Raw genomic sequence first — 24,592 nt, forward strand, 5'->3', positions numbered from 1 at the left:
TAGTGGCCATAAGAAGACGCTGGAATGATCGTGACTGGCCAAGCCCCGTTGCTACACCGTCCCAACGTCAGAACGATCAAGCTAAATTCGAGAGGAACGACTGTGCATAACGTCGTCATCAGCGGTACCGGCCTTTATACCCCTGCCAGCAGTATCACCAACGATGAGCTGGTGGAGTCTTTCAATACCTACGTTCATCGTTTCAACAGCGAGAATGCCGAGGCCATCGAAGCTGGGCAGATCCAGCCGCTGCCCGAGTCCAGCTCTGCTTTCATCGAAAAAGCTTCCGGTATCAAAAGCCGCTACGTCACGGACAAGGCTGGCATCCTTGATCCCGAGCGCATGGTTCCGCGGATTCCCGAGCGCAGCAATGACGAGTGGTCGATCCTCTGCGAGATGTCGGTCAAGGCCGCTGAAGAAGCGCTGGCCCGCGCCGGACGGACCGCAGCCGACATCGACGGCGTCATCGTCGCCTGCTCCAACCTGCAACGTGCATACCCTGCCATTGCCATCGAGGTGCAGGCTGCCCTGGGCATCAAGGGCTTCGGTTTTGACATGAACGTGGCCTGCTCGTCCGCTACATTTGGCATCCAGAATGCGGTCAACAGCATCAAGCTGGGCCAGGCTCGCGCGATCCTGATGGTCAATCCGGAGATCTGCACCGGGCACATGAATTTCCGCGACCGCGACAGTCATTTCATCTTCGGAGATGCCTGCACGGCGGTGATCATCGAACGCGAGGATCTGGCGACTTCGGCGCAGCAGTGGGACGTGATCAGCACCAAGCTGGTGACCGAGTTCTCCAACAACATCCGCAACAACTTCGGCTTTCTCAATCGTGCCGCCGAAGAGCATATGAACGACCCGGACAAGCTGTTCATCCAGGAAGGGCGCAAGGTGTTCAAGGAAGTCTGCCCGATGGTGGCGGAGCTGATCGGTGAGCACCTGGCTGAGAACGACATCTCGGTGGAGTCGGTAAAGCGTTTCTGGTTGCACCAGGCCAATCTGAATATGAACCACCTGATCGTGCGCCGTCTGCTGGGCCGCGACGCCACTGAGGAAGAGGCGCCGGTGATTCTAGATACCTACGCCAATACCAGTTCTGCCGGTTCGGTGATCGCCTTCCACAAACATCAGGATGATCTGCCAAGCGGAAGTCTCGGCGTGCTCAGCTCGTTTGGCGCAGGCTATTCGATCGGTAGCGTGATCCTGCGCAAGCGTTGATCTTGGCGCTGGCCGGAGGGTGCTCGTAGGGTGGGCTCTAGCCCACCATGACGGCCCCGGGCAGCGAGAAAGGTCCGGATCAGCCGGTCAGCTCACGCATTCGCCGTAGCACCGCGTTCATGCCGTTGCTGCGCGAAGGCGACAATTGCCGCGAGAGGCCAAGGCGGCTGAACCAGTCGGCCATATCCACACCTTCCAGTTCTCCCGCACTCAGACCATTGACCCTCGCCAGCAGCACGGCCAACAGGCCGCGGATGAGTCGGGCATCACTGGCGGCACGGAAGTGCCAGCAGCCGTCCTGCTGTTGGCCGACCAGCCACACGCGACTGTCGCAGCCCGACACCAGATTGGTTTCGCTGCGCTCATCGTCGTGCAGCGGCTCCAGGCGCTCTCCCCATTGCATCAGCAAGCGCGCGCGTTGCTCCCAGCCGGCGGCCTGGGTGAAGGCATCCAGGGCGTCGCAAGCGGACTGCGAGAGATCGCTCATCGCAACAGCTCCAGGGCCTGGTCCAAGGCGGTGAAGAAGCGCTCGAGGTCGTCACTGTTGTTGTACAGCCCGAGAGAGACGCGTGTTGCGCCATCCAGACCGAGGTGCTTCATCAGCGGCATGGCGCAGTGAGTGCCGCTGCGCACCGCGATGCCCTGCTCGGTGAGAAGGTGCCCCAGGTCGGAATGATGTACGCCTTCGACAACGAAGCTGGCCAGCGCAACCTGCGGTGAGCCGAGCAGGCGGACGCCGTTCCTCGCGGCAAGCCCGGCGAGCAGCTGAGCGTGCAGTGTCTGTTCGTGGCGGTCGACCGCGGCAGCATCGAGTCCAGCCAGATAGTCCAGCGTGGCGCCGAGACCGATGACGCCGGAGATCGGCGGTGTGCCCGCCTCGAAGCCCAGGGGCGCGGCATGGAATTCGGCATGTTGGTAGTCGGCGATGCGTACCATCTCGCCGCCGAACTGCCAGTGGCGCAGCTTCAGCAGAGATTCCCCACGACCGTACAGCGCGCCGACGCCATCAGGGCCGTAGAGCTTGTGGCTGGATAGCACGTAAAAGTCGCAGCCCAGCGTGGCCATGTCGTGACGGCCATGCACAACGCCCTGGGCTCCGTCGACGATGGTTAGTGCGCCTTGAGCCCTGGCCAGCCGCAGCAGGTCGTCGAGTGGCTGCCAGCTACCCAGCACATTGGACAATTGGCTCACCGCCATCAGGCGAGTGCGCGGCCCGATCATTTGCGCCGCAATCGTGAGGTCGATGTGGCCGGCGGCATCGATGGGCAGCACTTGCAGCTTGGCACCGCGACGTATGGCCAGCTGCTGCCAGGGCAGCAGATTGGCATGGTGTTCAAGGGCGCTGATGACGATCTCGTCACCAGCTTCGATGAGATGTTCCAGGCCGTAGGCAAGCAGATTCAGCGCTTCGGTAGCGCCACGAGTGAAGACGATTTCGGTAGGGCAGGCCGCATTCAGCCATTTGGCCACTTTGATGCGGGCATCTTCGTAAGCGCGAGTGGCGCGTTCGGCGGGCTGGTGCTGGGCGCGGTGCACATTGGCGGCACCGCAGGTGTAGTAGCCGCTGAGGGCGTCAATCAGCGCCTGCGGCTTTTGAGCTGTGGCGGCGCTGTCGAGATATGTCTGGCCTTGCGCTTCGAGCACCGAGAGGGCGGGGAAGTCGGCGCGCCAGGGAGAAAACAGGGCCATAAGCGGCTAACCTCCAGCTGCAGGGGATGCGGCAAGGCAGGCGCTCATGGCTCGCAGCTTGCCGCTGCTCCTGCTCAGTTATGCGCGTGCAGCGCCTCATTCAGCTCGATGGCCGACTTGTGGGTCTTGCACTCCACCGCGCCGGTCTGTGAATTGCGACGGAACAGGAGGTCGCTCTGACCAGCCATTTCGCGAGCCTTCACCACTTTCACCAGCTGATTGTTTTCATCGAGCAGGCTGACCTTGGTGCCTGCGGTGATGTACAGGCCGGATTCCACGGTATTGCGGTCGCCCAGCGGAATGCCGATGCCGGCATTCGCGCCGATCAGGCAGCCTTCGCCAACGGAAATGACGATGTTGCCGCCGCCGGACAGGGTGCCCATGGTGGAACAGCCGCCGCCGAGGTCCGACCCCTTGCCGACGAATACGCCGGCCGAGACGCGACCTTCGATCATGCCCGGGCCAGCGGTACCGGCATTGAAGTTGATGAAGCCTTCATGCATTACTGTGGTGCCTTCACCCACATAGGCGCCGAGGCGTATGCGGGCGCTGTCGGCGATACGCACGCCGGCTGGGACCACGTAGTCGGTCATCTTCGGGAACTTGTCCACCGAGAAGACTTCCAGCAGGTCGCCCTTCAGGCGCGCTTCCAGTTGACGCTCGGCCAGTTCGCCGAGATCGACCGCGCCCTGATTGGTCCACGCGACATTGGGCAACAGCGGGAAGATGCCGGTCAGGTTCAGACCATGCGGCTTGGCCAGGCGATGGGAGAGCAGGTGCAGCTTGAGATAAGCCTCGGGAGTCGAGGTCAGCGCCGCATCTTCGGCTAGTAGCGTGGCAACCAGCGGGCGCTGGCTTTCGGCTAGCCGGGTCAGCAGGGCGTACTGGGTTGCATCGAGCGGCTTCAGGGCATCGGCAAGCTGCGCAGCTTGCGTGGTAGTGATGCTGATCGCCTGATTGCCACCGGTGTAGCCGAGCAGCGGTGCGACAGCGGCTACCAGTTCGCCAGCGGGTTGCAGCAGCGGTTGCGCGTAGAAGACTTCCAGCCAGTCGCCTTGGCGGTTCTGGGTGCCGACGCCAAAGGCGAGGCTGAATAGGGTTGCAGACATAGGATCATCCTTTTGTTGGCCGCGCCGTCTGTTGGGCGGCTATCAGTTCGGCGCTGCCAATGCGGCAGCGTAAAGATCGGGCTTGAAGCCAATCAGGGTTCTATCGCCCAGGTCGAGTACAGGGCGTTTAATCATCGACGGTTGGGCCAACATCAGCTCGATGGCCCGGGCCTGGTCAAGATCGGCCTTTGCAGCGTCGTCCAGCTTGCGGAAGGTGGTGCCTGCACGGTTGAGAATGGTCTGCCAGCCGTGTTCAATGCACCACGCTTCGAGGTGGGCGCGGTCTATGCCGACGCTCTTGTAGTCGTGGAAGTCGTAGCTCAGCCCGTGCTCGTCGAGCCAGGTACGGGCCTTTTTCATCGTGTCGCAGGCTTTGATTCCGTATAGGCGCAACTGCTGATCTGATTCGGGCATAGAACGACTCTCCAAAGACTCCTGCGAAACTGGACGGCGGATTATGCCACGCCTCGCCGACCTATGGAGGACGGGACTGGTTAAGCTGGTTGGGGGAGAGTGGCTGCATGCTCGACCTTCGTCAGAGGCCGCTTTTTCCCGCATCGCCCAGTACCTGGGTTATTGCATGTTCGTTTTCCGGACGCACGACCCGCGCAAGCTCCTGGCCGTTCTCAAGCAGGATCAGCGTTGGCCAGAGCTTTATGCGGAAGGAGCGCCCCAACGGCCGACCTGGGCCATCCTCGATCTTCAGATGACTAATGCCCGTGCGGTCGGCCAGGGCTTTGCCGATGAATGGCTGAGCAGCCCGGCAATGGCCGCACCAGGCTGTGCCGAACTCCAGCAAAACCGGACCCGCAAGAGCGTCGACTGCGGCCCGGCTCGGTTCGGTTTGCGCATACTGTTCAGTCATGTGCATGGAAGTTCTCCTGGTTCTGTTAAGCATTCGAGCCTGCCGCCGGGCCGCCGGTTCAGCCAGGCGCTACGACCTTTTACGTCGATGCTGTTGTCAACTGATGACAATCGCAACGGTGAGGTGACAAGTAATGGCACGCAAGCATTTTGAGAATTTCGAGGCGATTTCTTCGGCGGTGCCTGCCGAGGATGCGTTCGAGGCGGTGATCGCCATCAAGCGACGCGACAGTGATGAACATGTACATGTGTTCAAGATTGCCGATGGTCGTCGGTATGACCTGGCGTCGGAAGCCGACGCGATTGCCGAAGCAGCATTGACTAAGGTTATAGAGGTCAGCGACGAAGGGCAGCTGATCTGGGAAGAACATGCCATCTGACAGGAGGCAGCTATGAGCGACGACGAAAAGCGTGCTGAGGACGCACAGGCCGAGGCGCATCCGGCTCCCCACGGCGAACATCCGAGCGCGGACGTACCGGAGCATATGAAGCCGGAGAATCTGGAAAAGCTGCGCGATTACGGCAAGGATTCGATCCCGCCCGGCGTGGCCTGAGGCAGGGCACGCCGGACGTCGAGGCCGTCCGGCGTACCGTCAGAGTGTCTGGATAAAATGACGAATGCGCTGTGCCGCTTCGATGCATTCAGCCAGCGGTGCGACCAGCGCCATGCGAACGCGGCCGGCGCCAGGCGATACGCCGTCGATTTCACGTGACAGGTACGACCCGGGCACTACGGTCACATGCTCGCGGGCGAACAGTTCTCGGGTGAATTTCTGGTCGTCCAACGGTGTTTTGGGCCATAGATAGAAACCACCGTCCGGGCGTTGCACGTCCATCACAGGCGCGAGTATTTCCAGCACGGCATCGAACTTGGCGCGATACAGTTCGCGGTTGGCGCGCACGTGTATCTCATCGTTCCAAGCGGCAATGCTCGCCAGTTGGGTTTGTACGGGCATGGCGCAGCCATGGTAAGTGCGGTAGAGCAGGAAGGCCTTGAGGATATCGGCATCACCTGCCACGAAGCCCGATCGCAGCCCAGGCAGGTTGGAGCGTTTCGACAGGCTGTGGAAAACCACGCAGCGCTTGTAGTCGTTGCGGCCAAGCTCAGCGCAAGCAGTGAGCAGGCCTGCAGGCGGATTGGCCTCATCGAAGTACAGCTCGCTGTAGCACTCGTCCGCCGCGATGACGAAGTCGTGCTCGTCTGCCAGAGCGATCAGCTTCTCGAGCGTCTGCAGAGGCACCAATGCGCCGGTCGGATTGCCTGGCGAGCAGAGAAAGAGGATCTGGCAGCGCTGCCAGACATCCGCGGGCACCGCATCGAAATCGGGGTTGAAGCCGTTCTGCTCCAGGCATGGCAAGTAGTGTGGCGTAGCGCCGGCGAGCAGCGCTGCACCTTCGTAAATCTGATAGAACGGATTAGGGCTGACCACCAGGCCGTCCGCTTCGCGATCCACCATCGCCTGGGTGAAGGCGAACAGGGCTTCGCGCGTGCCGTTCACCGGCAGCACATGTCGCGCCGGGTCCAGCGCTTCGGCAGCAAGGCCGAAACGCCGCGCGCACCAGCGCGCAACGGCTTCGCGCAGGGCAGGAATACCAAGGGTGGTGGGATAGACCGCCAGCTGATCGAGGTTGTCGGCCAGCGTCTGGGCGACGAAGTCCGGCGAGCGGTGCTTTGGCTCGCCGATCGACAGGGCGATGGCCCGCTTATCGCTGGGCGGCTGGGCGCCGGCGAGCAGACCACGCAATTTTTCGAAGGGGTAAGGGTGCAGCAGGTTCAGGGCGTTGTTCATGGGTGCAGTTCTTTCAGGATGAGCGCGGCGAACGCCCCGCATTCGTGAGATCAGTCGTTGCGTGCGCCACCGTAGTAGGCGCAGCCACGTAAGGTCTGGTCGTCGAGACGGAGTTCGGCGGTCAGGTGGCTGACCGTGCCGCTGGCGCTGTCGACGCATCGCTGCGGCGCGACCCAGAGATCAAGACGCTGTTCATTGGCTTCGCTGGTGAAGCTGAGCTGGCCGCCAGGCAGCTGCTCTTCCAGATAGGGCAGGGCGATTGGTGACTCCCCCTGACGCACGAGCAGCATGCCACGCGTGGTCACGGTCAACATCCAGCCTGGCTCATGACCGCTGGCACGAAGAATCAGCTGCTTGAAGTTCTCCTCGTCACAGCCGTGGCCCTCGCGTTGCAGGCGATAGAGCCGGCTCAGTGCGAGCTGGCCGGTGCCGTCGGGCCTCGTCTGGCTGAGCGTGCCACGCAGATCGGCGAATAGCCGGTCCTGGTCGCCAGCCATCAGCGCCCGCGCGTCATCCTCCAGGCCGGTGTTCTTGTCTAGCAAGTTTAGCGTCCGCTGGCCTTGGCAGCTCTGGAACTGCAGCTTTCCGTCGACCCGCTGAATCTCTCCTTGTAGGCGTTCGGTTGCCGCTTGTGGTGGGGTGCGATCGGCGAAGAATGTCTGGCAACCCGTAAGGGACAGGAGCAGCGCGATCAGGATAGGACGTGAAGGAGCCATCGGTGAACTCGGAGGATGGAGGAAAGACGGCAGCCCCAAGGGCTGCCGTTATGACTCAGTTGCCTTTGACGGCCTTGCCACCGACGCTGCCCTCTTCAAGCATGATCTGGTACTCCTTGCCGTCCGTTTCTATCTGGTGCAGACGGACCAGCAGGTAGTCCCAATCCTTGGCGAACCAGAGGATGGTCTCGCGCTTGCTCTGAGTCGGATCACGCACGCGCTCCACCTTGATCGCGTCGACTCGGCCGGCCTTGGTACTAACCGTCTCTTCACCCAGTACGCGGAAATCGTAGGTTTCGATCTCGTCACCATCGACTACCTGATAGCTCATGCTCTTCTTGCCGGCTGCTACTTCATGCTGGAGAGCCAGCTGATAGGTCGACTTGTCCAGCAAACCACGATGCAGCGGCAATTTCACCGGATCGCCACGGTCAGAGCCTTCGACCTGCTTGCTGTCCCAGTCAAAGCGATGTTCGACACGCTTGCCCTTGCCCAGGCCGCTACGTTTGAGGCGATAGCTCAGCGGCAGGAAGGTGTCGCCTTCGGTGCGGAACGTGCTGCGTTCGTTAAGGCTGGCGACCAGCATGGATGCTTCGAAATCCAAGCGCCAGTTGGTGTCGTCCAGCTGTTCCAGGCTGCGCTGGGCTGTGCCGCTGACAGGCACCTGTTTCCAGTCGGCGGTGTAGCGTGCGGAGAAAGGCTTGAGCTCCAGTGCATGGACCGGCAGGGCCAGCACGGCTAGAGCGAGCAGCAAGGCGCGACGCATGTTATCTCCTAGATTCTAATCTGATAGCCGGAGACCGGCAGGGTGGCGCCATCCAGCATCGCGCCTTGTTCGGTGAGGTGCAAGCGCCCTTCAGCAAACCAGCGCATGGCCAGTGGATAAATCTGGTGTTCTGCGGCATGGACCCGAGCTGTCAGTGATTCGACGTTCTCGCCAGGAGCAACCATCAGTGCGGCCTGGATTGCCACCGGGCCGCCGTCCAGTTCCTCGGTCACGAAATGCACACTGCAACCGTGCTCGCTGTCGCCGGCTTCGAGGGCGCGCCGATGGGTATCGAGTCCCTTGTATTTGGGTAGTAGCGATGGATGGATGTTCAGCAAACGACCGTGATAGTGGCGGACGAAAGCCGGTGTGAGGATGCGCATGAAACCGGCCAGAATCACCAGGTCCGGCGCATATCCATCGATCACTTCCATCAGTGCTGCATCGAAGGACTCGCGCCCATCGAATGCCTTGTGGTTGAGCACGGCAGTGGGAATGCCTGCGCTCTGCGCCCGGGTCAGCCCGAACGCATCGGCGCGGTTGGCAATTACGGCACGAATGCATGCTGGATTGCCTTCGGCCTGGCTGTCGATCAGGGCCTGCAGGTTGCTGCCGGACCCCGAAATCAATACCACCACATCGCAGGTCGCGGTCATCAGTGCTGTTTCAGGTTGTTCAGCACGACGCGTTCGGCACCTTCCGCTGCGCTGGAAATCTCGCCGATCACCCAGGGCTCCTCGCCGGACGCACGTAGATTGGAGAGGACCAATTCCACTTGATCTTGTGCGATACAGATGACCATGCCGACGCCGCAGTTGAGTACGCGGTGCATCTCATGCTCGTCAACGTTGCCCTGCTCCTGAAGCCAGTCGAACACCGCTGGGCGATTCCAGCTGGCTACATCAATGATCGCCTGGGCATCTTGCGGCAGTACACGTGGGATGTTGTCGAGCAGACCGCCGCCGGTGATGTGGGCCATGGCCTTGACCGCGCCGGTGTCCTTGATCAGCTTGAGCAGCGGTTTGACGTAGATGCGTGTCGGTGCCATCAGCAGCTCGGTGAGCGGTTTGCCGTCGACCTGGATAGTTTCGATATCTGCACCGGCGACTTCGATGATCTTGCGGATCAGCGAGTAGCCATTGGAGTGCGGACCGGATGAGGGCAGCGCGATCAGCGCGTCACCAGCGGCGACCTTGGAGCCGTCGATGATCTCAGCCTTTTCCACTACACCGACGCAGAAGCCGGCGAGGTCGTAATCTTCACCTTCGTACATGCCCGGCATCTCGGCGGTTTCGCCGCCGACCAGGGAGCAGCCGGCCAGTTCGCAACCAGCGCCAATTCCGGTAACCACGGTAGCGGCAACGTCGACGTTGAGCTTGCCGGTAGCGTAGTAGTCGAGGAAGAACAACGGCTCGGCGCCACAGACCACCAGGTCGTTGACGCACATAGCGACCAGATCCTGGCCGATGCTGTCGTGCTTGTTCAGGTTCAGCGCCAGGCGCAGCTTGGTGCCGACGCCGTCAGTGCCGGAAACCAGTACCGGCTGCTTGTAGCCAGCCGGAATTTCGCACAGGGCGCCGAAGCCGCCCAGGCCGCCCATTACCTCAGGTCGGGCGGTGCGCTTGGCCACGCTTTTGATGCGTTCGACCAGCGCTTCGCCTGCATCGATATCGACGCCTGCGTCCTTGTAGCTGAGGGAGGGTTGCTTGCTCATAGAATCCGGACCTGTGAAAGGAGTGCGGTTGTCGACCGGTCGGGTGCTGCATCCAGGGCCTGTGAAAACGACTGCCATCGGGTAGTAGTGCCACCGGCATCGCTCGCGAATCGCCGGAGTTGCATCGCCCTGCGTCGCTTTTGCATAGGTTCTGAATGCCGGGCTCGGACAAGCGCCGGAACCGGTCTGCGGAAAGCGCGCGATTTTATCAGGCTTGCCGCATAGCGGCCATCCCGACCGCAGTGATGGGCGGCGGCGAGGATCAGCTTCTGCCTTGCCAAGTGTGAGACAGGCAGTTGCTGCGTCCAGGCCGGCTGTTTAAGGTGTAGCGACCAAATCCCCCTCACACATGCCTCCGGTATCCGGTGGCCTGCGAGAATCGATCATGCGCTCTATCTACCGCTTACTCGTTCTGTGCCTCGCACTGGGTGCAGCATCGCCCAGCCAGGCGGAGCTTCTCAAAGGCCTGTATCAGGTGCACGAGCCTGTTTCCAGTCAGCAGGCTGAAGAGCGTGCTGCCGCGTTGCAGCGAGCGTTCGACACGCTGCTCCTGCGTCTGACCGGCGATGCTGAAGTTGGCAAAAGCAAAGCTGTTGCGGCGCTGCGCGAAGATCCGCAGCAACTGATAAGCAAGTATGGCTATGAAGGCGAGCACATCGTGGTCGAATTCGATCCGGGCACGACAGAGCGCAGCCTGCGTCGCGCCGGCGTTTCTCTGTGGGGTGCGAACAGACCCACGGTGCTTGGGTGGTGGTTGAACGAGCGGGTCGAGGGGACGCAATTGGTCGGCGATGGGCAGGACAGTGCGGCGCCATTACGTGCCGCTGCTCAGCACCGTGGACTTCCGCTACGCCTGCCGCTGGCAGATCTCTCCGAGCAACTGTCGGCGACGCCGGAAGCGTTTAGCGCGAGCGATCGCCGAACACTGAGCGATGCCTCCGAACGCTACGACGCCGACGTACTGTTGGCGGTACACGCGAGCGAAGCCGATTCCGGTTGGCAGGCACAATGGAAAGTCTGGATTGAGGGCGAGCAGCACGATGGCAAGGTCAAGGCCAAGGATTCAGAAGCACTGGCCGATGCAGTGATGCTGGCGGTCAGTCAGTACCTGGCGCCTCGCTATGTGGTTGCGCCGGGTGCCGCTTCGGACATTACTCTGGAAATCATCGGCGCCGATGTTGCGCGCTTTGCTGAGCTGGATCGATTGCTCGAACCATTTGGTGGCAGTTTGCTCCGGGTTGAAAGCGATCGTCTTGTCTACCGGGTCAACGCCAGTCCCGAGCAGCTTCGGGCGCAGCTGTCGCTGGCGCGTTTGCAGGAAGTCAGCGAGGATGAGCCGCCGCTGGATGCCCGGCAGCCTTTGTCCGAAGACGGGACGGCGGAAGAGCCTGCCGATGCTCCCGCAACGCCCGGTACCGGCACGGTGCTGCGTTACAGCTGGTGATGGCGTGCAGTTTCTTATCTAGTTCCTCCGGCGACTGCCCTGCAAGGAAAGCATCGATATGACCATGAATAATTCGAACCGCTGGCTCTGGCTAGCAGGGCTGCTGTTGTGTGCCTGGCTGGTGTACCTGCTGACGCCGATACTCACGCCTTTTCTGATCGGAATTCTGCTGGCGTACTTGGGCGATCCGCTTGTCGATCGGCTGGAGCGCTGGGGGCTCTCGCGTACCTGGGGTGTCGTCGCGGTATTCACTCTGTTCAGTCTGCTGTTGTTGGTGATGTTTGTGGTCTTGGTGCCGATGCTGGGCAAGCAGCTGGTGCGGCTTTACCAGCTCGCGCCTCTGGCCCTGGATTGGCTGCAGCATCAGGCTCTGCCATGGGTGCAGGCTCAGTTCGGACTGCAGGAGAACTTCTGGCGTCTCGATCAGCTGAAGGGTGCGTTCGCGGCACACTTGGGTAGCACTACCGACGTTCTTGGAATGCTGCTGAGCCGCGCCACGGCTTCCGGTCTTGCATTGCTGGTCTGGGTCGGCAATTTGCTACTGATACCTGTGGTGAGCTTCTATCTGATGCGCGACTGGGATTTGATCATGCTCAAGTTGCGTAGCCTGTTGCCACGCCGACGTGAAGGCATGGTGGTGCGCCTGATAAACGAATGCCATGAGGTGATCGGCGCTTTCCTGCGTGGCCAGTTACTGGTCATGCTGGCGCTGGCTATTATTTATGCTTCCGGGCTGTCCTTGCTGGGGCTCGAGTTGGGGCTGTTGATCGGCGTGCTGGCCGGCCTCGCCAGCATCGTGCCTTACATGGGGTTCGTGGTCGGCATCGGCGCTGCAGTGATAGCTGCGCTGTTCCAGTTCGGGCTGGCGCCTTATCCGCTGCTGGGTGTGGCAGCCGTCTTCACGGTAGGGCAGATGCTCGAGGGCATGCTGCTGACGCCGCTGCTGGTTGGGGATCGCATTGGACTGCATCCGGTAGCGGTGATTTTCGCTGTGCTTGCTGGCGGTCAGCTGTTTGGCTTCACTGGCGTACTGCTGGCACTGCCGGTGGCGGCAGTGATCATGGTTCTGCTGCGTCACGCGCACGATCTCTATAAACTCTCGGACCTTTACGCCGAGCCCGCCGGTGCACCGGCCGAACCACCCAGTCAGCCATGAAACCCATCCAGCTTCCCCTTGGCGTCCGTCTGCGCGACGATGCCACCTTCGCCAACTTCTACCCGGGCGCAAACGCCGCGGCGCTCGGCTATGTCGAACGGCTGTGCTCGCCTGCTGCAGGCTGGTCCGATGAGCTTATCTATCTATGGGGGCAGGCAGGCGTCGGTCGTAGCCACCTGTTGCAGGCTGCTTGCCTGCGAGTAGAAGAGCGTGGGGAGCTGGCGGTCTATCTGCCGCTTGCCGAGGTTGCCGAGTACGGCCCGGCTTTGCTGGATAACCTCGAGCAAAGCGAACTCGTGTGCGTAGACGACCTTGAAGCAATAGCCGGCGATGCTGTTTGGGAAGAAGCACTGTTCCATCTGTTCAATCGCCTGCGCGATGCCGGGCGGCGGTTGCTGCTGGCAGCGGACGCATCACCGCGGGAGTTGGCAATAGAGCTTCCCGATCTCAAGTCGCGGTTAAGCCTGGCGCTGGTATTTCAGCTGCAGCAGCTGTCCGATGAGGACAAGCTACGCGCCCTCCAGCTGCGTGCCTCGCGCCGTGGGCTGAATCTGCCGGACGATGTGGGTCGCTTCATCCTGACACGCGGCTCGCGCAGTATGAATGCGCTCTTCGAGCTGCTCGACCAGTTGGATCAGGCTTCGCTGCAGGCGCAGCGCAAGCTGACCATTCCTTTCCTCAAGGAAACACTTGGCTGGTAGCGTAGGTTGCAACCAGCCCTAGAGTGTTCCGTCAGCTTTCACCTGCCGCCTTGCGCTCATACTGATAGCACCAGCGAGTGTAGAGCAGTGCTGCAATGAATAGCGTCAGACTGATCGCCGCCTCCATCAGTCCATAGATCATCCGAGCGGGGTCGATGGCTGCAAGCACCCCTTGAATGAAGTAAAGGTTAACGATGAAGCATGTCCAGGCGTGCGCCCGCGGGCTGCCAGTGACAATGCCCGGTGCGACCAACAGCAGCGGAACAAGCTGGATGCTGAGCACGACCCAGATGCGTGCACCGTGCAAATCGGCAAATACCAGATTCCAGACGGCCAATAGCACGGCCAGGCCGAAGAAGCTGGCGAGGCTGATCGCACGGCTGAGCTTGACTCGGGGTTTTAGCCATTCGAGGGATGGCAGCGGCTTGCGCTTTTTAGCCACGAGGCGCCTCCAGTTGCTGCGCCGTACTGGCCAGGCGTTGCCCAAAGGCGCGGCACAGGGCGATTTCGTGCTCGTCCAGCGAGCGCTTGCCGTCCGCGCCTGCATGATGGCTGGGGCCGTATGGCGTGCCGCCGCCACGGGTTTCCAGCAAGGCGTTCTCGCTGTAGGGCAGGCCGAGTACCAGCATTCCGTGATGCAGCAGCGGTAAAAGCATCGATAGCAGCGTGCTTTCCTGGCCGCCATGCAGGCTGGAGGTCGAGGTGAACACGCCTGCGGGCTTGCCGACCAGTTCGCCGGTGAGCCAAAGGCTGCTGGTGCCGTCAAGGAAGTACTTCAGTGGCGCCGCCATGTTGCCGAAGCGAGTCGGGCTGCCAAGGGCTAGACCGGTGCAATTCTTCAGGTCTTCGAGGGTCGCATATAAGGCACCGGCGTCGGGAATGGACGGAGCGACCGCTTCGCATTCTGTGGAAACGGCGGGTACGGTGCGAAGGCGCGCTTCCATGCCGGTCATTTCCACACCGCGGGCGATTTGTTTAGCCATCTCTGCGGTGGCGCCGTGGCGGCTGTAATACAGCACGAGGATATAGGGCTCGGTCACGGCAGTATCTCCAGCACCTTCTCGGGCGGGCGACCTACGACTGCTTTGTTACCTGAGACTAGGATCGGGCGCTCGATGAGCCGAGGGTGTTCGACCATCGCGTCGATAAGCTCAGCTTCGCTCAGCTCCGGATTGGCCAGATTGAGGGTTTTGTATTCATCCTCACCGGTGCGCAGCAGTTGTCGAGCGCTGAGTTGCAGTTTGTCCAGCAAGGCGCAGAGCTCGGCTGCGGTAGATGGGGTTTCCAGATAGTGCACGATTTCAGGTGCAAGACCTCGAGCTTCCAGCAGCTCCAGCGCACCGCGCGATTTGGAGCAACGTGGGTTGTGGTACAGCGTGAGTTCGGTCATTTGTAGTTGCGTCTCGCCGGTTGAGGTAGCCATTCTAACCTTCAACGAGTCGCCTGCCGAATGCGCTGCTTGGATGACTTGGCGCAGGCGTACCCGCCTGTTCGGGTCTTATGATCGCAAAGGCTGTCGCGTCAAGCTTTTACGACGGCCCTTTAAGGAGAAGGGATGCAACAGCGCATCGACAACATGCTGGAGTTCGGCCGATTTCTGGTCAGGCGTTTCCTGACTGATCGGGGGCCACATAGCGCGGCGGCTTTGACCTATACCACGCTGTTCGCCGTGGTGCCGATGATGACCGTCACCTTCGCCATGCTTTCGGCGATACCCGCCTTCAAGGGCGTTGGCGAGCAGATTCAGTTCTACATCTTTAACAACTTCATCCCCTCCACCGGAGCGACCATCCAGGAGTACTTGCTCGCATTCACTACACAGGCCCGGCAGCTCACCTGGTTTGGCGTAGGTTTTCTCATGGCCACCGCATTGATGATGCTGCTGACCATTGAGAAAGCGTTCAATACCATTTGGCGTGTACGACAGCCGCGAAGAGGCGTGTCCAGCTTTCTGCTGTATTGGGCGATTCTCAGTTTGGGCCCGCTGCTGCTCGGGGCAGGCTTTGCCACTAGCACCTACATTGCGTCGCTTTCGCTGATTTCAGGGCCGTATGCGCTCATTGGTGTCGGCACGCTGATAAAACTCATGCCGCTGCTGCTGAGTGTGGCGGCTTTCACGCTCATATATGCAGCGGTGCCCAACACGCGGGTTCCGCTGCGGCATGCCTTGGTCGGGGGAGTGTTTACCGCTGTGCTGTTCGAGACAGCGAAGCAGCTGTTTGGTCTTTATGTCAGTTATTTCCCCAGCTACCAGCTGATTTACGGCGCTTTCGCTGCTGTTCCGCTGTTTCTGTTGTGGGTCTATCTGTCGTGGATGATCGTGCTGTTCGGTGCCGAGCTGGTCTGCGGCCTGTCGTCGTCGCAGCAGTGGCGCCGCCGCCCGCTACCGCGCCTGTTGGTCATGCTGATGCTGTTGCGCAACTTGCACCAACGCCAGCAGGGGGGGCGAGAGCTCCATTTGCGTGATCTACACAAGGTAGGCCTGCGATTGCCAGAAGATGAGTGGGACGACATCCTCGGCTTTTTCGAACAGGAGCAACTTGTCTGCCGAACTGGCGGCGGTGGCTGGGTGCTTTGTCGTGATCTAAACCACTACAGCCTGGATCAGCTGCTGCGCTGCAATCCCTGGCCGCTTTCAGCGCGGGTGGCGCTGCCGGAGCAGCTCGATGAGCCTTGGTATCCGACGCTGCGACGTTCCCTTGAGTTATTGCAGCAGGAGCAAGCCAATCTGTTCGGTGGAAGCCTGGCGGACTGGCTGCAAGCGAGCGATGACAAAAAACGTCAGTAACGGAGTGATTGCGCTGCTGCGGACCATGGTTTTAAGAGCTGTTTCAGTGGCGCGAGTGGCTGAAACGCGAACGTATGCGGGTGTGCTAGGCGGAATTCTTTAATGGCACGCTTCTGGCTATGGCTTGGGTGGTTGAGAAGGACGGCGTGATGAACGGCAAGCGCAGCACCATTCTATATTTGCACCAGCGAGCGCCGGATGCTGCGCTTGAGGCATTGAATCGCCTGACAGGCCTGCAATTTGTGCAGTGGCCAGAATCGCTGGTGGATCGATCAGGCGTGCGGGAGGATGCCCCTCGAGCCGTTCTGCAGGCTGTGCCGGCAAAGCCGAAGACGGTTAGTGGCTGACTCAGGCCTGGGCTGTTTGCTGCTCTGTGGCAACAGGCTCGACCGGATGTACGAATAGTTCTTCGACTGTAATCGCTGTCACTGGTGCGGCGGCGCGCAGGTGCACCTGGAGATCTTCGATCTTGTGGCGGACTGGCAGTCGAGCGACCCCAGACAGCAGAATCTTGCCGGCACCGTCGGTTCGTCCGTGATCGATAGCCGCTTCCCGCTGTTGTTGCCCATCGCGGTACTTGGCGACAAGCGACACTGACAGTCCCGCGCGCCCCTGCAGCTGCAGCCAACTTGCAACATTGAATTCAGCGACGCGACCGTCGTAGGTCGTGAGTGCGATGGCGGCTTGCTCGACGATGCGCGCAGGTACGGTACCGATCAATTTGTCGTGGAGTTGAGACATGGCTTCGCTACTGGCTTGCGTTGGTTGGTGCGGAATTATAGGCAGTGCCGCTACGGCAAAACTGTGCACTTGAACGCCGCAGCACGTGACCGGACTCGCAGAACGGTAAAAACGCGACGGTTACTTGGCGCCGTCGGCAACTTCGTCAGGATACGGCCGTTGCCGTTCGTGCCCTTGCGAAAGGGAAGCGGTATGCTGCTGCCGCACGTGTGGGAGATTAACGATCATGACCAAATGGCTTGCATCATCACTAATTGTTTTCGCCTGTCTTTTTCTTTCTGCCTGTGAAAAGGGCTGGGGCGTAGATCAGCATGGACGCGAAATCACGTCGTCCCATCTGCAGGGCAGGTGGTTATTGATCAATTATTGGGCCGAATGGTGCGGCCCCTGTCGCACCGAGATACCTGAGCTAAATGCCCTGGCGGAATCGCGGCAGGATTTGGAAGTGTTCGGTGTGAACTTCGACGAATTGCGCGGCGAAGAACTCATTCAGGCGTCCGAAGCGCTGGGGATTCGCTTCCGCGTGCTCAGCGATGATCCTGCCGAGCGCCTGCAGCTTCCGCGTAGCGAGGTGCTTCCGGTTTCCTACCTAGTGGACGAGAAGGGCGCTGTGCGGGAGCGATTGGTAGGCGAGCAAACAGCCGAGGGAATACTTGCTCATCTCTCCCGGCTAAGGGGCGAGTAACGCAGGGCGCAGGTTTACGGTTTGACGTACCAAAAATCCTGCCAGAAACCGATTACTTTGGCCGGGTAGCGGTTCTTGCCGAGGCTACCGTTGTAACGCGCCAACGCTCTGTTGATGTCGCCATTTTCCTTCTTCAGGTAGTAGCTGAGAATCGTGCAGCCATAGCGAAGATTGGTGGCATTGTCGGTGAGGTTGTCCTGCGGTCGGCCTAGTTCGGCCTTCCAGAACGGCATGACCTGCATCATGCCTTGAGCGCCAACAGTGGAAATGGCGAAGCGGTCGAAATGGCTTTCGGCATGGATAAGCGCCAATACCAGTTCCGGCTTCAGGCCTGCCTTGCTGGCCTCACCATGTACTAACCTGAGCAGCGATAGCCTTTCTCCTGCGTCGGGAATGTAGCGCTTGAGTCGTGCGGACATGTCTACCAGCCACACCTCGGCATCGAAGCGGTCTTGAAAACTGTCCGCTTCGGCAACGGTGCGCTGCATCAGGTCCCGGAGTTCAGGTTCGGGAGCCTGGCGGATGTTCGCTGCTGCTGGAATCGTGCTGACCAGCAGCATTGCTAGAAGAAGATCACGCGCCTTCATCGGACGTCAGTTGCCGCCGCTGTCGATCAGGCTTTGCAAAAACTCCTGCTGAAGCTCAGGATCGTTACGCGTTAGTTCGATCAGGCTCTGCTCGAGCTCGCTGGCTTCTTCTTCCAGGCCCAGTTCGGACAGGCGACGGACACGATGCACCCATTGCGCTACATCGTCACCCTCGAGGTCGTCGAAGATCAGGTCATGGGCCTCCTGTAACTTGCCGCGCAGCTTGTGGCTGACCAGCAGCGTAGCGTCGGCCCGAGTGCCGTCCTGAGGATCTTCGACCGACAACTGCAGCTTGCCGACTTGGGCAATGTCCTGGTCGGCGAAGGGGCCGTCCAGCAGATTCAGCCGGAGCACCCCATGACGGTCTGTGGAAAGCTCATGGGTGTGCGGGCCGGCAATGACCATCACTGGGCGTTCAGCCCAGGGTAGGCTGCTGTACTCAAGTCGCGCATCACGGCGCTGCTCGTTGAGGCTGGCCAGGTTCTGTTGCGATCGCCCGTTGGATTCGACGTTCATGAACGGATTGATGCCCGCGAATCCGTAGCTGATCCAGCCCCGCGTTGCACTCTCGGGAATATTGCCGAGCATCACCACGTTGAGCACGTTGGCGCCGACACCAGCGACCACTGCGACGACGCCCATGGGAATCTCGTACAGCTCGCGCCAGGGTTGGTAGGGGGTGTAGCGGTCGTAACGACGTGTGACTTCGAAGTCGGTAACCTCGAAGCTCTTCTGTTCCTGTACGCGGATGCGGCGCTGTGGCAGTTCAAGCACCTGAGGCTCGCCAAGTTCGATGCGCAGGCTATGGTCAAGCAGTTTGCGTTCGGTGCGCGCCTCATGCTCGCTGCGTTGCGGCAAGTGGTTGGCGCAGCCGCCGAGGAGCAGCGCCGCACAAAGTGCGGCACTGGTTGAAACGACAATATGTCGGTTGAGCATGGTTTCCGGTCAGCGATTAGCACGCGAGTTGATGAAAGACAGTATCTCAGCAGCCGCGACCGGCTGAGGCTGGGCGTCGCGGCGGTGCTTGTATTCCAGGGTGCCATCGGCCAATCCACGATCGCTGATAACGATTCTGTGCGGAATGCCGACCAACTCCATATCGGCGAATTTGACGCCCGGACTAGTCTTTTTGTCACGATCGTCGAGCAGCACTTCGTAGCCGGCCGCGGTGAGCTCTTCATACAGCCGGTCGGTCGCTTCGCGAACCGCTTCGGCTTCATACTTCATCGGTACCAGCGCGATCTGGAAGGGTGCCAATGCGTCTGGCCACAGAATGCCGCGGTCGTCATAGTTCTGCTCGATCGCCGCGGCAACCACGCGGGATACGCCGATGCCATAGCAGCCCATGATAAGGGTGGCAGGTTTGCCGTTCTCGCCCATCACCTGGCAGTTCATGGCCTCGCTGTATTTGGTGCCCAGCTGGAAAATGTGTCCGACCTCGATGCCCCGCTTGATGACCAGGCTGCCCTGGCCGTCCGGGCTCGGATCGCCGGCCATCACGTTGCGCAGGTCGGCAACCTGCGGCATGGGTAGATCACGCTCCCAGTTCAAGCCAAAGTAATGTTTGTGATCGATATTGGCCCCGGCGCCGAAATCACTCATCACCGCCACCGAGCGATCGATCACGCAAGGGATTGGCAGGTTCAGCGGGCCCAGCGAGCCGGGGCCGGCACCGATTGCAGCTCGAATTTCCGCTTCCGAGGCAAACACCAGCGGACTGGCAACCTGCTCAAGATTGGCCGCTTTGATTTCGTTGAGCTCGTGGTCGCCGCGCACGATCAGGGCTATCAGTTGGCCCTTTTCAACGCCATGAACCACCAACGTTTTCACGGTTTTTTCGATGGCCAGACCGAACTGTTCAACGAGCTCGATGATCGTCTTGGCGTCCGGTGTGTCAACCAGGCGCAGCTCCAGGCTGGCCGCCGCTCGTTCGGTTTCGCGCGGAATCGCCTCTGCCTTTTCGATATTGGCGGCGTAATCGGATGTGTCGCTGAAGGCGATATCGTCTTCGCCGGACTCGGCCAGCACGTGAAACTCGTGGGAACCGGTGCCGCCAATAGAGCCGGTATCGGCTTGCACGGGACGGAAGTTCAGGCCCAGGCGGGTAAAGATGTTGCAATACGCCAGGTGCATGCGGTCGTAGGTTTCCTGCAGCGATTCCTGAGACAGGTGAAAGGAATAGGCATCCTTCATCAGGAATTCGCGGCCACGCATGAGGCCAAAGCGCGGACGGATCTCATCACGGAATTTGGTTTGGATCTGGTAGAAGTTGATCGGCAACTGTTTGTAGCTGTGAAGCTCGTTACGCGCCAGATCGGTGATGACTTCCTCGTGGGTCGGCCCAACGCAGAATTCACGGTTGTGGCGATCCTTCAGGCGCAGTAGCTCGGGGCCATACTGTTCCCAGCGGCCGGATTCCTGCCACAACTCTGCCGGCTGGATGGCGGGCATCAGTACTTCCAGGGCACCTGCCTTGTTCATCTCCTCGCGAACGATGGCTTCGGCTTTACGCAGCGCACGTAGCCCCATCGGGAGCCAGGTATAAAGACCGGACGCCAGCTTGCGGATCATCCCGGCACGCAGCATCAACTGGTGGCTGATGACAACTGCATCGGATGGGGTTTCTTTGAGGGTCGAGAGCAGGAACTGACTGGTGCGCATGTGGCCGTTATGTCCTTGCAGAGGCTGGAATTTGGCTCGGCATTGTACGGCGCGCGTGGTGCGGCGTACAGGATCGACAGCACCGCTTGGCTGGGAGCAGAAACGAAGAGCCCGGCTTTCGCCGGGCTCCTTTTTGCATCGAATGTTCCGAGTGCCTGGGTTACAGGATGCTCAGCGGGTATTCGATGAATGCGCGGATCTCGTTCAGGTCCGGGCTGTAGTATTCACGCATGTCGCTGTTGGAGCGGTAGATCGAGTTACGCAGCTTCAGCGACAGATCTTTCGCCGGGCCGCTCTGTACGACGTACTGGACCTGGTTGAAGAACTCGCGCTCCTTGCCTTCGCCGGTAGGGGTATCTACGTTGTCGCCGTAGACATAGGCGGTTTTCCAGAACAGGCCTGGAACGCCGTATCCGCCGAAGTCGAGCTCATAGCTGGCCTGCCAGGAGCGTTCGTCCTTGGAGTTAAAGTCGGAATAATAGGAGTTAGCTACCCAGATGGAGCTGCCGCCGTCTCCGATATCGTAGCGATAGTCACCGTCACCGGTGACGCGCTGATGGGCGAGGATAAAGGCATGCGCGCCAGTCGAGTACTTGGCCGCGAGACTCCAGATGGTAGTGTCTTCGGTTTCGCCGAACGTTTCTTTATCGTACTTGTTGTCGTAGATGTTGAAGTCGAACGCGAGCGACTGGTCGCCGCCGAATGGCATGACGTAGTTAACGTTGGCGTACTTCTTCTTGGCCACGTCTTCGTTGTCAGCGTAGTAGAGCGACGTGCTCAGGTTCTCGTTGAATGCATAGGTGCCGCCGACAACATCAATGCTCTTCAAGCCTACGTCATCGCGGCTGGAGGATGGCATGGAGCTATCTGCGGTGAAGCGGCCAGCATTCAGCTCAAGGCCTTCGATCTCATTGCTGGTGATCAAGGTGCCGGTAAATGACTCTGGCAGCAGGCGAGAATCGTCATATGCGAGTACCGGCATCATCGGCATCTGGTTGCCGTACTTGATCACGGTGTTGGAGAACCGGGCTTTGATTGCTGCGCCGGCCTGGGAAAGGTCGCGCTCCGGCTCGTTGTTGGAGTCACGCTCGAACATGGCGGTGTAGCTATAGCCCTGACCTCCATCGAGACGGACACCCAGCAGGCCATAGGCGTCGACGCCTACTCCGATGGTGCCCTGGGTGAAGCCGGACTCGAAGGTAGTGATGAAGCCTTGGCCCCAGCTCCGTACGTCGTCGGCGCCATCCTTGTAATCACGGTTGTAGTAAGTGTTGCGCAGCAACAGATCAAGGCTCGCGTCCTCGACGAAGCCCTTGGACTCCGATTGCTGGCTGGCCAGCGCCATCTGGGAGGTGCCCGCCGATACGGCTAGGGCGATTACGCTCCACTTCATCACTTTCATTTGTGATTGCTCCTTTGGTTTAAAAACGGTGCTTACCTATCCGCTGTTGGGCGGAAAGGGTGCAACTTCTTAGTCCTGCATCAGGCTTTAGCCAATTATGGCTGCTCTCGCAAAAAGCCATCCAGAGAATTTACTGTTTAGCTCTAGTACGGCGCTAGAGCAAGCAGCGTGACACCGATTGCGGCGTTTTGAAGCCGCGACGACGTTCCATTCTCCGGATTAGCAAGAATCGTACTCAAAATGCCTTAGCGGCTTTTACAGGCTTAAAGGGCACTCTATGCATGGATCCGTGCACTGAAACGAGGCGTCTGCATCGCATACTGGCTCGATCTTCGTGCACCTTATAGCGGCTTGTTGCTGCCGCTGCATGGGGTATTATTTTTTCTTTGCACAATCAGCTGAGCTGTTTTAGGGAGAAGTTCTATGTTCGTTCTCGATTCGCGCCTGGAGCAGGATACGTTGCTGCTTGGCGACTTCCCTCTCTGTCGGCTGCTGTTGATGAATGACGCGCAGTACCCGTGGTTCATATTGGTGCCGCGCCGCGACGAGGTGAGCGAGCTGTTCCAGCTCGATGCCGCCGACCAACAGGCCCTATGGCGGGAAACCACCTCGTTGGCTGAGACAGTGAAGGACACGTTTGGCGCGGACAAGATGAACGTCGCGACGCTCGGCAACATGGTCGGGCAGTTGCATATGCATGTAATTGCAAGGCGTCGCGATGATGCTGCATGGCCGGCTCCGGTATGGGGTAAGCACCCGGCGAAGCCCTATAGCGAAGAGCAGGTAACGGCCTTAAAGGATAAGCTCAGGCTGGTGCTGGCCGATCACTTTCGTTTCGGAGAATGACTATGGATCTGGAGTCACGGGTGACAGATCTGGAGGCGCGCCTGGCATTTCAGGATGACACGATTCAGGCCTTGAACGACGTGCTCGTCGAGCAACAGCGGATCATGGATCGGTTGCAGCTTCAGGTGGCGGCTCTGGCTAGGCGACAGGAGGAAATGCAAGTCACCTTTGATGCTGGCGAGGAAGAGGCTCCGCCGCCGCATTATTGATGTGTTCGACACGGGCCATGACTTTCGGTCGTGGCCCGCTTCGACAGGCTTATCGACCTGAATCGGTCGGTACTACGTCTTCAGCCTGCAGGCCCTTGTCGCGCATCATGATGGTGAACTCCACGCGCTGGCCTTCGACCAGAATGCGATGGCCCTCGCCCCGGATCGCGCGAAAGTGTACGAACACATCATCCCCGCTGTCCCTTGAGATGAAGCCGAATCCCTTGGATGTGTTGAACCACTTCACCGTGCCTGCCTCGCGGCCTGCTGCGGGTGGGGTGGTAGTGGTGCTCGTGCGCGCAGCTTTTGGCTGTTTGCTGCGGCTCCGAGGCGTCGCCAGGTGGAGCAGGACGGCAACGAGGGCAAGCAGCAGACTGGCCAGCGTAGCAGGCTGGCCTGCAATCTGCGGGACCGCTGCAAGCAGGACGACAGCCTGCAGTGCGATAGAAATCAGGAGCAGTGCAGATGCCCCTGCGATTACTGGGCGAGTTCGGCTGTCGCTCAGTTGGGCTGAGGGGGCGAATTGAACGTTAAGCAAGCCGAGCATTAGCAGGCACAACGCTTCGGGCTGCAGGAGTAAAGGCATAGCGCCTTGAAGGCTGGGAACGAATGACAGCAGCAGGGCAACGATGCCCGCCAATACATGGACAATCTTAAGCATTGTTGTATGACTCACGGTTGATAACACGACAGAAGAAGCGCAGGCCAGGGTGCCCGTGGAAAACGTTCGTCGGTCAGGGCTGAACACTGTTCGATGAACCGCGTGGGTCTGGGCTGCAGCGCGGCGTATTTAACAGGAAAGGAGTGGGGCGCTCAAATGAGCGTTCCGTTCCACCGGCTTGGCAGCGGTAAAGGAAACAGTGGAGGCCGGCTCTGCTGCGCGGATTGTCGATGTTGAGCAGGGCGCGCAAGGGCGCCCTGTTCAGAAAAGCCTCAAGCCGAAAGCAGGCTGCGCAGCATCCAGGCAGTCTTTTCGTGGATCTGCATGCGCTGGGTCAGCAGGTCAGCGGTCGGCTCGTCACTGACCTTATCCAGCAGCGGGAAAATACCGCGAGCGGTACGAACGACGGCTTCCTGACCTTCCACCAGTAGCTTGATCATTTCTTCGGCCGAAGGAACACCTTCTTCTTCCTTGATCGAACTCAGGCGGGCGTAGGCGGCGTAGGTGCCCGGCGCCGGGAAGCCCAAGGTGCGGATGCGCTCGGCGATGTCATCTACAGCGATGGCCAGTTCGGTGTACTGGGTTTCGAACATGGTGTGCAGCGTGTTGAACATCGGGCCGGTGACGTTCCAGTGGAAATTGTGGGTTTTCAGGTACAGGGTGTAGGTGTCGGCAAGCAGGCGAGACAGACCCTCGGCGATGGCTGCCCGGTCCTGTTCAGCGATACCAATGTTGATTTCCATGTTTTTCTCCTGGTGGATGATTCAGTCGTTAGTTATGCCAGAAAAATGCGCGGTGTTGTGAATCGATGCGTTTCTGACTGGATCCTCACCGGTTGG

At 60.1% G+C, this 24,592-nt stretch carries 31 protein-coding genes; 11 read left to right on the forward strand and 20 right to left on the reverse strand.

From position 1 onward, the window contains the following. Positions 1-102: 102 nt before the first annotated feature. Positions 103-1,224: a beta-ketoacyl-ACP synthase III gene (locus CXK91_RS07105; RefSeq protein ID WP_103455466.1), complete on the forward strand. Its 1,122-nt coding sequence runs from the start codon at positions 103-105 to the stop codon at positions 1,222-1,224. Positions 1,225-1,303: 79 nt separating this feature from the next. Here the strand turns inward: CXK91_RS07105 and CXK91_RS07110 are convergent, their stop codons facing one another. From CXK91_RS07110 to CXK91_RS07130, 5 genes are all read right to left on the reverse strand, one after another. Further along, complete coding sequence (locus CXK91_RS07110; RefSeq protein WP_103455467.1) at positions 1,304-1,711, reverse strand: SufE family protein; 408 nt, start codon at positions 1,709-1,711, stop codon at positions 1,304-1,306. After that, complete coding sequence (locus tag CXK91_RS07115) at positions 1,708-2,913, reverse strand: aminotransferase class V-fold PLP-dependent enzyme (protein ID WP_103455468.1); 1,206 nt, start codon at positions 2,911-2,913, stop codon at positions 1,708-1,710. The genes CXK91_RS07110 and CXK91_RS07115 overlap by 4 nt, the downstream gene beginning before the upstream one ends. A gap of 74 nt (positions 2,914-2,987) precedes the next feature. Further along, positions 2,988-4,022, reverse strand: a complete 1,035-nt coding sequence (dapD, locus tag CXK91_RS07120; RefSeq protein ID WP_103455469.1) for a 2,3,4,5-tetrahydropyridine-2,6-dicarboxylate N-succinyltransferase — start codon at positions 4,020-4,022, stop codon at positions 2,988-2,990. Between the two features lie 42 nt (positions 4,023-4,064). Beyond that, on the reverse strand, positions 4,065-4,436 hold the full coding sequence (locus CXK91_RS07125; protein ID WP_103455470.1) for an ArsC family reductase: 372 nt from the start codon (positions 4,434-4,436) through the stop codon (positions 4,065-4,067). Between the two features lie 121 nt (positions 4,437-4,557). After that, the gene (locus CXK91_RS07130) at positions 4,558-4,893 is read right to left on the reverse strand and encodes a thioredoxin family protein (protein ID WP_103455471.1); all 336 of its coding nucleotides are present in this window, start codon (positions 4,891-4,893) and stop codon (positions 4,558-4,560) included. Between the two features lie 127 nt (positions 4,894-5,020). Here CXK91_RS07130 and CXK91_RS07135 point away from each other — a divergent pair, with 127 nt between their 5' ends. Together CXK91_RS07135 and CXK91_RS22690 are read left to right on the forward strand one after the other, a co-directional pair. Further along, positions 5,021-5,266 (forward strand): hypothetical protein, encoded by a 246-nt coding sequence (locus CXK91_RS07135; protein WP_103455472.1) that lies wholly within the window; start codon positions 5,021-5,023, stop codon positions 5,264-5,266. Positions 5,267-5,278: 12 nt separating this feature from the next. After that, entirely contained in the window at positions 5,279-5,440 is a 162-nt protein-coding gene (locus CXK91_RS22690; RefSeq protein WP_181003923.1) for a hypothetical protein, read from the forward strand. A gap of 39 nt (positions 5,441-5,479) precedes the next feature. Here the strand turns inward: CXK91_RS22690 and dapC are convergent, their stop codons facing one another. The 5 genes from dapC to purM are packed head-to-tail and all read right to left on the reverse strand — an operon-like array spanning position 5,480 to position 9,872. Continuing rightward, the gene (dapC, locus tag CXK91_RS07140) at positions 5,480-6,676 is read right to left on the reverse strand and encodes a succinyldiaminopimelate transaminase (RefSeq protein WP_103455473.1); all 1,197 of its coding nucleotides are present in this window, start codon (positions 6,674-6,676) and stop codon (positions 5,480-5,482) included. Positions 6,677-6,726: 50 nt separating this feature from the next. Continuing rightward, positions 6,727-7,392, reverse strand: coding sequence for a COG3650 family protein (locus CXK91_RS07145; RefSeq protein ID WP_103455474.1), 666 nt, complete (start codon positions 7,390-7,392; stop codon positions 6,727-6,729). 55 nt (positions 7,393-7,447) lie between these two features. Continuing rightward, complete coding sequence (locus CXK91_RS07150) at positions 7,448-8,158, reverse strand: DUF3108 domain-containing protein (protein WP_103455475.1); 711 nt, start codon at positions 8,156-8,158, stop codon at positions 7,448-7,450. 8 nt (positions 8,159-8,166) lie between these two features. Then, the gene (gene purN / locus CXK91_RS07155) at positions 8,167-8,814 is read right to left on the reverse strand and encodes a phosphoribosylglycinamide formyltransferase (protein ID WP_103455476.1); all 648 of its coding nucleotides are present in this window, start codon (positions 8,812-8,814) and stop codon (positions 8,167-8,169) included. Next, the gene (purM, locus tag CXK91_RS07160; protein WP_103455477.1) at positions 8,814-9,872 is read right to left on the reverse strand and encodes a phosphoribosylformylglycinamidine cyclo-ligase; all 1,059 of its coding nucleotides are present in this window, start codon (positions 9,870-9,872) and stop codon (positions 8,814-8,816) included. Before purM ends, purN begins: the two co-directional genes overlap by 1 nt. A 385-nt stretch (positions 9,873-10,257) precedes the next feature. On the opposite strand from purM, the gene CXK91_RS07165 reads away from it, so the two are divergent. Genes CXK91_RS07165 through hda form a run of 3 tightly spaced genes read left to right on the forward strand, consistent with a single transcriptional unit; the run spans position 10,258 to position 13,173 of the window. Beyond that, the gene (locus tag CXK91_RS07165) at positions 10,258-11,316 is read left to right on the forward strand and encodes a DUF2066 domain-containing protein (protein WP_103455543.1); all 1,059 of its coding nucleotides are present in this window, start codon (positions 10,258-10,260) and stop codon (positions 11,314-11,316) included. Between the two features lie 58 nt (positions 11,317-11,374). Continuing rightward, positions 11,375-12,472: an AI-2E family transporter gene (locus tag CXK91_RS07170; RefSeq protein WP_181003924.1), complete on the forward strand. Its 1,098-nt coding sequence runs from the start codon at positions 11,375-11,377 to the stop codon at positions 12,470-12,472. Further along, entirely contained in the window at positions 12,469-13,173 is a 705-nt protein-coding gene (hda, locus tag CXK91_RS07175; RefSeq protein ID WP_103455478.1) for a DnaA regulatory inactivator Hda, read from the forward strand. The genes CXK91_RS07170 and hda overlap by 4 nt, the downstream gene beginning before the upstream one ends. 31 nt (positions 13,174-13,204) lie before the next feature. On the opposite strand, the gene CXK91_RS07180 is transcribed toward hda, so the two are convergent. The 3 genes from CXK91_RS07180 to arsC are packed head-to-tail and all read right to left on the reverse strand — an operon-like array spanning position 13,205 to position 14,563. Beyond that, positions 13,205-13,615, reverse strand: coding sequence for a DUF2069 domain-containing protein (locus CXK91_RS07180; RefSeq protein ID WP_103455479.1), 411 nt, complete (start codon positions 13,613-13,615; stop codon positions 13,205-13,207). Beyond that, positions 13,608-14,213 carry an NAD(P)H:quinone oxidoreductase gene (gene wrbA / locus CXK91_RS07185; protein WP_103455480.1) on the reverse strand — a complete coding sequence of 202 codons (606 nt, stop codon included), beginning with the start codon at positions 14,211-14,213 and terminating at the stop codon, positions 13,608-13,610. Before wrbA ends, CXK91_RS07180 begins: the two co-directional genes overlap by 8 nt. Beyond that, positions 14,210-14,563 (reverse strand): arsenate reductase (glutaredoxin), encoded by a 354-nt coding sequence (arsC, locus tag CXK91_RS07190; RefSeq protein WP_103455481.1) that lies wholly within the window; start codon positions 14,561-14,563, stop codon positions 14,210-14,212. The genes wrbA and arsC overlap by 4 nt, the downstream gene beginning before the upstream one ends. A gap of 165 nt (positions 14,564-14,728) precedes the next feature. On the opposite strand from arsC, the gene CXK91_RS07195 reads away from it, so the two are divergent. Further along, on the forward strand, positions 14,729-15,961 hold the full coding sequence (locus CXK91_RS07195) for a virulence factor BrkB family protein (RefSeq protein ID WP_103455482.1): 1,233 nt from the start codon (positions 14,729-14,731) through the stop codon (positions 15,959-15,961). Positions 15,962-16,110: 149 nt separating this feature from the next. Next, positions 16,111-16,308, forward strand: coding sequence for a hypothetical protein (locus CXK91_RS23045; protein WP_103455545.1), 198 nt, complete (start codon positions 16,111-16,113; stop codon positions 16,306-16,308). 1 nt (position 16,309) lies between these two features. Here the strand turns inward: CXK91_RS23045 and CXK91_RS07205 are convergent, their stop codons facing one another. Beyond that, complete coding sequence (locus tag CXK91_RS07205; protein WP_103455483.1) at positions 16,310-16,702, reverse strand: hypothetical protein; 393 nt, start codon at positions 16,700-16,702, stop codon at positions 16,310-16,312. Between the two features lie 226 nt (positions 16,703-16,928). Here CXK91_RS07205 and CXK91_RS07210 point away from each other — a divergent pair, with 226 nt between their 5' ends. Beyond that, positions 16,929-17,387 (forward strand): TlpA family protein disulfide reductase, encoded by a 459-nt coding sequence (locus tag CXK91_RS07210; RefSeq protein WP_103455484.1) that lies wholly within the window; start codon positions 16,929-16,931, stop codon positions 17,385-17,387. A gap of 14 nt (positions 17,388-17,401) precedes the next feature. Here the strand turns inward: CXK91_RS07210 and CXK91_RS07215 are convergent, their stop codons facing one another. The 4 genes from CXK91_RS07215 to CXK91_RS07230 form a co-directional block, all read right to left on the reverse strand. Further along, positions 17,402-17,974, reverse strand: a complete 573-nt coding sequence (locus tag CXK91_RS07215; RefSeq protein WP_103455485.1) for a lytic transglycosylase domain-containing protein — start codon at positions 17,972-17,974, stop codon at positions 17,402-17,404. A 6-nt stretch (positions 17,975-17,980) separates the two neighbouring features. After that, entirely contained in the window at positions 17,981-18,910 is a 930-nt protein-coding gene (locus CXK91_RS07220; RefSeq protein WP_103455486.1) for a hypothetical protein, read from the reverse strand. A 9-nt stretch (positions 18,911-18,919) separates the two neighbouring features. Then, positions 18,920-20,635 carry a proline--tRNA ligase gene (locus CXK91_RS07225; RefSeq protein ID WP_103455487.1) on the reverse strand — a complete coding sequence of 572 codons (1,716 nt, stop codon included), beginning with the start codon at positions 20,633-20,635 and terminating at the stop codon, positions 18,920-18,922. A 160-nt stretch (positions 20,636-20,795) separates the two neighbouring features. Next, entirely contained in the window at positions 20,796-22,037 is a 1,242-nt protein-coding gene (locus CXK91_RS07230) for an OprD family porin (protein WP_103455488.1), read from the reverse strand. Positions 22,038-22,460: 423 nt separating this feature from the next. On the opposite strand from CXK91_RS07230, the gene CXK91_RS07235 reads away from it, so the two are divergent. Together CXK91_RS07235 and CXK91_RS07240 are read left to right on the forward strand one after the other, a co-directional pair. Further along, a complete protein-coding gene (locus CXK91_RS07235) occupies positions 22,461-22,883 on the forward strand; it encodes an HIT family protein (RefSeq protein WP_103455489.1) in 423 nt (140 codons plus the stop codon). Positions 22,884-22,885: 2 nt separating this feature from the next. Next, positions 22,886-23,092, forward strand: coding sequence for a SlyX family protein (locus CXK91_RS07240; RefSeq protein WP_103455490.1), 207 nt, complete (start codon positions 22,886-22,888; stop codon positions 23,090-23,092). Positions 23,093-23,141: 49 nt separating this feature from the next. Here CXK91_RS07240 and CXK91_RS22980 read toward each other — a convergent pair whose 3' ends face one another. Next, positions 23,142-23,753: a cold-shock protein gene (locus CXK91_RS22980; RefSeq protein WP_103455491.1), complete on the reverse strand. Its 612-nt coding sequence runs from the start codon at positions 23,751-23,753 to the stop codon at positions 23,142-23,144. Between the two features lie 272 nt (positions 23,754-24,025). Beyond that, entirely contained in the window at positions 24,026-24,496 is a 471-nt protein-coding gene (locus CXK91_RS07250; RefSeq protein ID WP_103455492.1) for a Dps family protein, read from the reverse strand. Between the last annotated feature and the right edge of the window lie 96 nt (positions 24,497-24,592).

The organism is Stutzerimonas stutzeri, from assembly GCF_002909485.1.
Taxonomy (GTDB): Bacteria; Pseudomonadota; Gammaproteobacteria; order Pseudomonadales; family Pseudomonadaceae; genus Stutzerimonas; species Stutzerimonas stutzeri_AH.